The sequence below is a fragment of the Streptomyces sp. NPDC058701 genome, assembly GCF_042715295.1.
GTDB lineage: Bacteria > Actinomycetota > Actinomycetes > Streptomycetales > Streptomycetaceae > Streptomyces.
Window position 1 is genome coordinate 102621 of record NZ_JBHXSY010000025.1, and the last position, 8117, is coordinate 110737.

Consider the following 8117-nt stretch of genomic DNA (forward strand, 5'->3'; position numbering starts at 1 on the left):
GCGGTGAAGTTCCCCGGCGGCTGCGTGAAGCGGCCCTGTTATCTGCGGCAAGGGGAAAACGGTGCCCACGCTCGTTCAGTTGCCGACCGGGAAGGCGGTGACCGTCCGGACGGCGGCCGACCTGTTCCTCGAATAGCTCGGCAACCCGAATACCGTCCGGAACTACGGCATCGCCGTCGGGAAGACCTCCAAGCGCCTCGGCGAGGGCCGACCGCTCGCCTCGGTAGAGGACGCCGAGATCGGTGAGGCGCTGGAGCTGCTGTGGGGCCGCTCGGCGGTGAATACGTGGAATGCCCGCCGCGGCGCCGTGCTGTCCTGGACGGGCTGGTGCTCCGAGCGCGGGCACGAGGGCCCGAAGGTCCCGGCCTGGACGAAGCGGCTGGCGGTGCCGGACTCCGAGACCCCGGCCCGCTCGAAGATGGCCGTCGACCGGCTGATCGCCCGGCGCGAGGTGCACCTCCGGGAGAAGACCCTCTGGCGGATGCTCTACGAGACCTCGGGCCGGGCGGAGGAGATCCTCGGCGTGAACATCGAGGACCTGGACTTCGCCGGGCGCCGCTGCCCAATCAAGGCGAAGGGCGCCCGGACCAAGGCTCGCCGGCGCGGGCAGGCTCGTGAGGACTACGTGCTGGAGACCGTGTACTGGGACGCCGGCACCGCCCGGCTCCTGCCCCGCCTGCTGAAGAACCGCACCCGCGGACCGGTGTTCGTCACCCACCGCCGCCCTGGTCCCGGCAGGGTCGTCAGCCCACGCGACGTCTGCCCGGACACCGGGTTCGCCCGTCTCTCGTACGGGCAGGCCCGCGCCCTGCTGGACGAGCACACCGCGGTACGCGGACCTGGGACGGGCTGGGATCTGCACGAGTACCGCCACTCCTCCCTGACTCACCTCGGCGAGCAGGGCGCGTCGCTGCTGATGCTGATGCTGATGCTGATGCTGATGGCGAAGTCTCGGCACAAGAAGCCGGAGAACGTCCGGCGCTACTTCAAGCCGTCCCCGGACGCGATCGCCGAGCTCACCAGCCCGCTCGCCCCGGGCGACAGCCGCCGCTGGGTGCGCAGCGGTTGGCCGGGGTGCCAACCGGCCTGTGGGTGCTACACGACGTGCCAGTGGGTTTGGACGGGCACGGCCAGCCGGTCGCCGACCGCGGTGAGGACGTCGGGGCAGAAGTAGTACCAGCGCAGGCGCGTGATCCCGCCGTCGGCCGTCTCGGCGTGAAGGATGTCCTCGACCGCTTCAGCTAGAGGAGTGAAAAGCCTGACTTTGCGGGCCTATGCAAGGGGTCCGAGGTTTCCTTCCAGGACAGTCTGGATGATCTGGGGCCGGTCCCAGAGAGCCAGAATTTCGTTGGCGATGGCCACGATGGGGAGGGGGTCGTGGTCGCCGTACGCCTTGATGGACGCAGCCAACAGGCTCCGGGGGACGGCGCCGGCATCCAGAAGGACACGCCAATCCTGCGGGCCGAGTTCCAGGAATTCCAGGCTGGTGAGCTCGGCGATCTCCAGCGGGTCGGCGAGCGTACCGGCGTACGCGGCGAGGGTGCGCAGGCAGGGCAGCCCGATGACCGGGGCGAGGCTGAACGGCGCGCCGTCCCACACCCCGATCGAGAGGACTTCCAGGCCGGGGTGGGCGGCTTCCCGGACGCTCTTGATGCTCGCGTGGTTGACGTGGGCCACGAGCGGTGGCTCCTCCCTGCGGTGCCGGTGCTCGTGCGTCTCCCGGTCCAGGACCCAGTCGGTGAGCGAGTCGGCCAGCAACTCGGCGCCGACGCTCTCCTCGTGGCTGAGCAGGATGATCTGCCCGGTGTGTCCGCGGGGGCCGGGCGTCAGGTCGACCGCCAGCTGATCTCCTCCGCCGTTCTCGCCGAATACGATCCACCCGGGTGACCCGACGACGCCCTGTACCGCGGCGTCGGGGCGCGTGACGACCGCCTTCATGGCAGCGTGCTCCCAGCGGCAGTGGCGGGTCGAGGCTTCGGCGATGTACAGGTCGTCCACGGAGGAGAGTTCGCAGCGCACCGCTTCGAAGACACCATCCGCCGTCTCGTAGTCGTCGCCCCAGTCCTCCCAGCGCGCCCGGGTCACCCGGTAGAGCACCTTGAGTTCCTCGGGCAGGCAGACGCCCAGGCGTGCTTCGGCGGCGGCGATCTCCCCCTCCGTCGCGCCGATGGCGTCGGGTAGCCGTTCTCGCAGCATCCGCTCCAGCAACTCCGGGTCCGCTGAGGAGGCCGGCCTCGCTTCGTGCGTCGGATCGGGGAGGCGGCGCCAGGGCTCGGGAAGGGAGTCTTCGATCAGGATGAGTGCACCGGGATGAGGGTTTCCGATCCCGGGTTCCACCGCCGGGCTGGGGCCGAGCAGACGAAGCACGGTCGTCCCGGTCGGTTCGATCTTCGCCGAGAACGAGACGTCGTCGACACCAGCCTCCGTCATCGCGGTCTGCACCCGCTCCACCGCGTCGAGCTCGTCCTGTATGTCCTCGGTCTGGAGGGCTCGACCGGGCGGTGGTACCGGGTGCGGGAGGGCCAGACTCCAACCGCTTCGCCCGATGCGACCCGCCACGCGCATGGGCTCGGCACCGGCCTTGTCCGCCTTGGCGGCCCGCAAGAGTCTCAGCACGGGCTGCCAGGTCGCGAAGTCACGTATCGATTGCCCGGGGGGTTTCTGAGTAGCCATGCGCAGACCGTACGCGGGGCGGCTGACACCCGGAGTCACAGGAGGCCGGGCTGCTCGCGCAGGTAGCAGTCGGACTCGCAAGCCATGGATCGGAGTCACCGCGTACGGCCTGGTCCGACTTTCCGCCCGATGGCTTCGCGTCGGCACCTGCTCCTCTCGGAGGCAGAGTTCTTGTCCCGCAGGAGCCGCAGGCTGCCGGGCAGGTCGGGGAGCTGGAAGGAGTACCGGCCCAGCATGTTGACGTGGTGCCGCACGAACGGGGAGAGGCGGGCGACGTCCTTGTCCCGAACGTCAAAGCCGTCGGCGCGCAGCTGGGTGACGGCGGCGTCCGTGTACCGGGTGTTGAAGAGGACCAGGGCGTTGAGGACGAGGCCGAGGGCGCCGATCTGGTCCTCCATGCCGTCCTGGTAGCGCTGGCAGAGCTGCCCGGCCCGGCCGTGGAAGATCGTCCGGGCGAGCGCGTGCCGGCCTTCCTGGTGGTTGGTTTGAACCTTGATCTGCCGCCGGTGGCCGGGCTCGTCGGCCAGGCGCAGGATGTGCAGTCGCGATCCGCCCGTAGTGTGCGATCGCGTCGCCGAGCGGGGTCGGGCGCCCGTCGCGGGAGAGCATCCGGATCACGTCGTACGCGCGGACGGCACCGGTGTGGATGGAGCCGATGATCCGCAGGATGTCCTCCCAGTGCCGCTCGATGCGGGCGAGGTCGACCCGGCCACGGGCCGCGTCCTAAAAAGCCCCGTAGTCGGTCGTGCGGTCGATACGCCACATCTTCTGATCAGGCAGGTCCGCGAGCTGCGGCGCGTACGCGAATCCGGCGAGCGTGAGCAGGTGGCGTGGTCAGCGGCCGGCCGGGACGGGGCCGAGCATGCGCTTGCTGATCCATTCAAGGGGCCCCTGGAAGAGTCCGTCCGCGTACTTGTGGCCGTCGTGTCCGGCGTTCGGGATGATGTGGAGGTCGGTTTCGACCGGCCCCTTGGTGATCTTCTCCTTGAAGGCCTTGACCGTGTCGCCCGGTTCCCTGTCGCCGAGCAGGAACGAGAGGTGCACCTCGGGCCCGTTCTTCTTGCCGCGCTGCTCGGCGAGGTAGCTGGGATCGTTGGCCCGCTTCTCCTGGTCGTGGCCCTTCCAGAAGGGCGCGTCGGAGGCCGTATCGGGTCCGCCCGCGACGGCGGTGCTGAAGCGGTCGGGGTACTGGCGGACCATCTTCATCCCGACGTAACCGCCTGCGGAGGAGCCGAAGAATCCCCAGCCCCTGGGGTCCTTGTAGGTCCGGAAGTTCTCGCGGGCCAGGTCGGGCACGTCGTCCGACATCCAGGTCCCCATCTTGGGCTGGCCGGGGATGTCGCTGCTGTCCCAGTACTGGTCCAGCTTGGCGTTCAGCACCGGCATCATGACGATGAACGGCAGAGACTTGCCCTGGTCGACCTGCTCGACGATGCGCTCCTGCAGCGTGAAGCCGGAGCCGAACCACTAGTTCGTCGGGTACCCGGAGGCCGTCGGTTGCGGGCTCTGCCCGTTCTTCCCCGAACCCGCGGGCGGGCGCTGGTCGAACGTCGCCTCCTCGGAGCCGCCGGAACATCCGGCCAGGGACAGCGCCGAGGCCAGAACGAGGGCCGGAACCAGCAGGACTGCCTGACGCTTCATTCAACAACTCCACACACGTAAAGGCCGTATACCTCCTCTAGAAGTCAGAAAAGGGTGAACCAGTTCCTTAGAAGCGATCTCACTTGGCGGCTTGGGTAGGCTGCCGGTCATGGCGGGGATCGTTGAGCGGCTGGTGCCGGATGAGTTGTGGGAGCTGTTCCAGCGGGTGGTGCCGGAGGCTCCATCGCGGCCTCCGTCAACATGCGGGCCCTGAAAAGGGGGACCTGACGGGTCCGAATCCTGTCGACAGGGGCAAGTTCGGGTCGAAGATCCACTTGATCACTGAGCGGACCGGTCTGCCCCTGTCCGTCGGAATCTCTGGGGCGAACCTCCACGACAGCCAGGCCCTCAACCTCTTGTCCGCGACATCCCGCCAATCCGGTCGCTCCGCGGACCCCGTCCCCGCCGACCCGGCAAGCTCCACGGCGACAAGGGTTACGACTGCGTCCACCTGCGGAGATGGCTGCGCAAGCGCGGCATCCGTCACCGCATCGCCCGCAAGGGAATCGAGCCGTCGAACCGGCTCGGCCGGCACCGATGGGTCGTAGAGCGGACGATGTCCTGGCTCTCGGGCTGCCGTCGCTTACGCCGGCGCTACGAACGCAAGGCCGAACACTTCCTGGCGTTCGCAGGCATCGCTGCAGCCCTCATCTGCTACCGCCGCTTGAAGATAAACACCAAACCAGCTCAACGGCTACTGCAAGATGGCTCAAATGAACGAATCGACTGAGCAGGTGGAGACCACAGGTCGTCTCTGGCAGGAATTCCGCCAAGAGCCCTTCCCCGACAGCTTGCGACATGCCACGTTCGGGGACACACATGTGTGGCTCCTCGAGTTGGACATCGTCGGCTGCGTTCTTCGCTGGCTCGACAACGGCGGCACCCTCGACTCGAAGAACAGGATCCTCCTGCAGAGCCGCATCGAGGACCTGGACCGAGTCATCCCTGAGATCAATGACCCTGTAGGAGCCCAGTACTGCCGGCGGTTGCACCAGCTAGCTGTGCTTGCGTCGAGGAACCTTCCCAGCACCAAATGAAACGGCCCCTTATCGGCAGGCAAAGAGGGGTCGGTCCGTGCCCGCGACCCCGATCCGAGAGCCACCGGCCGCCCGCCACCGGCCGCCCGCCGCCCCGGCCATGGAGCGGCGGGCCGCCGCCGGTCAGTCGCCTCCGCCGCCACCCCCGCAGGACGATCCGCCCCCACCGCAGGACAACCCGCCGCCGCAGCCGTGACCACCGCCGCCATCGCCTCTGCGGGACCGGCCCCGTGACGACCCGCCGCCGCCGTTACCGCCGCCGAGCATCACCAAGATGAACACCACGACGAGTCCGATCCCCATGATCAACAAGAACTCCACGTGCCCCACCCCCCTTACGTTCGTGTGAGGGGAGATGCCCTTCGCGACCCGCACCCCAAGCATGTTTTGAGGAACTCCAGAGCTTCGACCGGACACTCCCCCGCTCACCGGAACCCGTGAGATGCGTCACGGCGCACCCCGCCGGTCCGGCGGATCCCGCAGGGCCCTCCCGCACTCGACATATCACTCTTTGCACCTTTTTGACACTGACATGCCTCATTCCGACGGGAACGGAATAGGTAGCTCCGGCCGCTCCGCTTCCAACGCGGCTGTCGAGAGACGGTTCTAGCGCCATGTCAGGTCCTCCCCGGGCTGCCGCCACGCGGGCATGCACGACCTTCCGGCTGTTTCAAGCCCGGTCCGGAGCGTCCGGTGCGGCTCGGGGTGCCGAGCTTGCCAGGCCGCTGCCGCCCTTCTAAGAATGGCGGCTCCTCCGGCGCCCTCGCGGTCCGGCGCCGGGAGCTTCGGGATCACCGAGTGAGGTCACGCATGAAGAAGCACCGTAAGAAGACGCACCACCGGAAGATGGTCATAGCCGTCGGAGCCCTGGCCGTCGTGGGCGTGCCCGGCGCCGCCATGGCCTGCCTGGACACCCGGGACACCGGGCCGATACGCAACACCGCGGCCCAGCAGGACAGCCGCCCCTGGCAGAACGCCCCCTTCGGGACACCGGCCGCGCAGCAGCCGGTGGAAATCCCGGTCCCGGACAGCGCCCCGGCGGGACCCGACATCGCCCCGGAGGCGCCCGCCGAACCCGCGGAGCAGCCGGCCGCCGAGACCACTCCGCCCGCACCGCGGCCCGCCGCACCGACGGCGCCCGTCAAGCCGGCGGCGCCCGTCAAGCCCGTGAAGCCCACGCAGCAGGCGACCGGGCCCGCGGCTCCGCCGGACACCGCGGCGCCCTCCGGTGCTCAGGCCGAGGTCCTGGCGCTCGTCAACAAGGAGCGCGCCGCCGTCGGGTGTCCGGTCCTCACCCTCAACGCGAAGCTCACGAAGGCCGCACAGGACCACAGCGCCGACATGGCCGCGAACAGCAACATGTCCCACACCGGATCCGACGGTTCCGACCCGGGCCGGCGCATCACCCGCGCGGGGTACCAGTGGCGGACGTACGGCGAGAACGTCGCCTACGGCTACAGCACCGCGGCCAAGGTCATGGAGGGGTGGATGAACAGCCCGGGCCACAAGCGGAACATCCTCGACTGCTCCTACAAGGAGATCGGCATCGGCCTCGCGCAGCCGGGCCATTACTGGACGCAGGACTTCGGCGCCGCCCGCTGACCCGGCGGAGACCGGTACGGCCCGCAGCACCGGCCAACGAGCCGGCCGCGGCCCTCGCCCCACGGCCCCGCCAGAACGTCTCCGGCGGGGCCTTCCGCTGCGCGCCGGCTCAGCGGCCGACGTACCAGCCGTTTTCGCCGCTGCCTTCCGACGGATCGTACGACTGGTGCAGTCCGAGCAGCGCGGCCACCAGCCGGGGGTCCCAACTCCCGTCGAGGACCCGGTACTCGTCCGCGACACCCCGGAAGACGAGGTGCGCCCGGCGTGAGGAGTCGCGCCAGATCACCCTGCGCGGCTTGCCGAAGGCGTCGTCGCCCTCACCGAGCAGCGACAGCACCAGCCACACCAGGCTCACGGGCAGGCCGACGGGCCACCACACCGCCCACCAGAACAGGCGCCCGCGGAAGCCGCGCACGGAGTGGCCGGTCGCCGACTCGACGGTCCAGCGCGCCCGGGCCCCGCGCAGGGCGCGTCCGCGCCGGTACGTGATCCGGCCCAGCGGGACGCCGTACGGATCGTCGACGCGGTACACGGCGGGGCGTCCGCGCACCCACGAGCCCACGTCCTGCGTCGACACCCGGGCGATCGCGGCCCGGCCCTCCCCGACGACGTCGAAGGTACGCGCGGAGGGGTGCGCGGCATCTCCGAAGTCGTCGGGCACGCGGCAGAGCGTCCCGACGACGAGGTGCCCCTCGGGTCCGGCGCCCTCGCCGTGGCGCACAACGACCGGCGAGGCCGCCCCGTAGCGCACGTCGTACGTCATCCGTCCCTGGGCCACGTCCCGTCCTTCCTCCGCGTCGCCGCACGGCGACGCTCATGGCCCCCATGATCGCATTGGGCGTGCGAAGGCCTCGGGGCGGTATCACGCGCCGAGGTGCACGCGGGCGGCCCCCGGAGGCGGGCCGGCGGGGTACTGCGCACGCAGGCCACGCACGGCCCCGTGGAGCGTGGGGGCGGCCCGCTCCACCCGGGAGCCGTTCGGCGCGTCCGCGGTCGGGGACGTGTAGGTCTCCCGGGCGATGCCCGTCGCGGCGGCGCCGTTGACGGGCCAGAGCGTGCCGATGACGTGCCGGTATGCATGACCGGGGCGGGGCCGGGCACACGGTGCTTCGGAGGTTGATAACTATGGTTCCCCTGCTTCTCGTTCTTCTGCTGGCACTGATC

Annotated in this window: 6 protein-coding genes and 3 pseudogenes; 4 read left to right on the forward strand and 5 right to left on the reverse strand. The window is 69.7% G+C overall.

Annotation, left to right across the window (positions count from 1 at the left end; all coding sequences use genetic code 11):
* Positions 1-61: 61 nt before the first annotated feature.
* Positions 62-1051 (forward strand): annotated as a pseudogene (locus tag ACFWW8_RS24885) (hypothetical protein); the annotation flags it as partial.
* Between the two features lie 221 nt (positions 1052-1272).
* Here ACFWW8_RS24885 and ACFWW8_RS24890 read toward each other — a convergent pair.
* The 4 genes and pseudogenes from ACFWW8_RS24890 to ACFWW8_RS24905 all read right to left on the reverse strand — a co-directional run bounded on the left by ACFWW8_RS24890 (position 1273) and on the right by ACFWW8_RS24905 (position 4314).
* Positions 1273-2673: an SMI1/KNR4 family protein gene (locus ACFWW8_RS24890; protein WP_386531428.1), complete on the reverse strand. Its 1401-nt coding sequence runs from the start codon at positions 2671-2673 to the stop codon at positions 1273-1275.
* Positions 2674-2768: 95 nt separating this feature from the next.
* Positions 2769-3498 (reverse strand): annotated as a pseudogene (locus ACFWW8_RS24895) (Tn3 family transposase); the annotation flags it as partial.
* A gap of 9 nt (positions 3499-3507) precedes the next feature.
* Positions 3508-4119, reverse strand: coding sequence for an alpha/beta hydrolase-fold protein (locus ACFWW8_RS24900; protein WP_386531440.1), 612 nt, complete (start codon positions 4117-4119; stop codon positions 3508-3510).
* 21 nt (positions 4120-4140) lie between these two features.
* Entirely contained in the window at positions 4141-4314 is a 174-nt protein-coding gene (locus ACFWW8_RS24905; protein ID WP_386531429.1) for a hypothetical protein, read from the reverse strand.
* A 215-nt stretch (positions 4315-4529) separates the two neighbouring features.
* On the opposite strand from ACFWW8_RS24905, the pseudogene ACFWW8_RS24910 reads away from it, so the two are divergent.
* From ACFWW8_RS24910 to ACFWW8_RS24920, 3 genes and pseudogenes are all read left to right on the forward strand, one after another.
* A pseudogene (locus ACFWW8_RS24910) lies at positions 4530-5044 on the forward strand (IS5 family transposase); the annotation flags it as partial.
* The gene (locus ACFWW8_RS24915; protein ID WP_386531430.1) at positions 5028-5351 is read left to right on the forward strand and encodes a hypothetical protein; all 324 of its coding nucleotides are present in this window, start codon (positions 5028-5030) and stop codon (positions 5349-5351) included. The pseudogene ACFWW8_RS24910 and the gene ACFWW8_RS24915, both read left to right, overlap by 17 nt.
* 810 nt (positions 5352-6161) lie before the next feature.
* On the forward strand, positions 6162-6953 hold the full coding sequence (locus tag ACFWW8_RS24920) for a CAP domain-containing protein (protein ID WP_386531432.1): 792 nt from the start codon (positions 6162-6164) through the stop codon (positions 6951-6953).
* A 109-nt stretch (positions 6954-7062) separates the two neighbouring features.
* On the opposite strand, the gene ACFWW8_RS24925 is transcribed toward ACFWW8_RS24920, so the two are convergent.
* A complete protein-coding gene (locus ACFWW8_RS24925) occupies positions 7063-7731 on the reverse strand; it encodes a hypothetical protein (RefSeq protein WP_386531434.1) in 669 nt (222 codons plus the stop codon).
* Positions 7732-8117 lie beyond the last annotated feature (386 nt).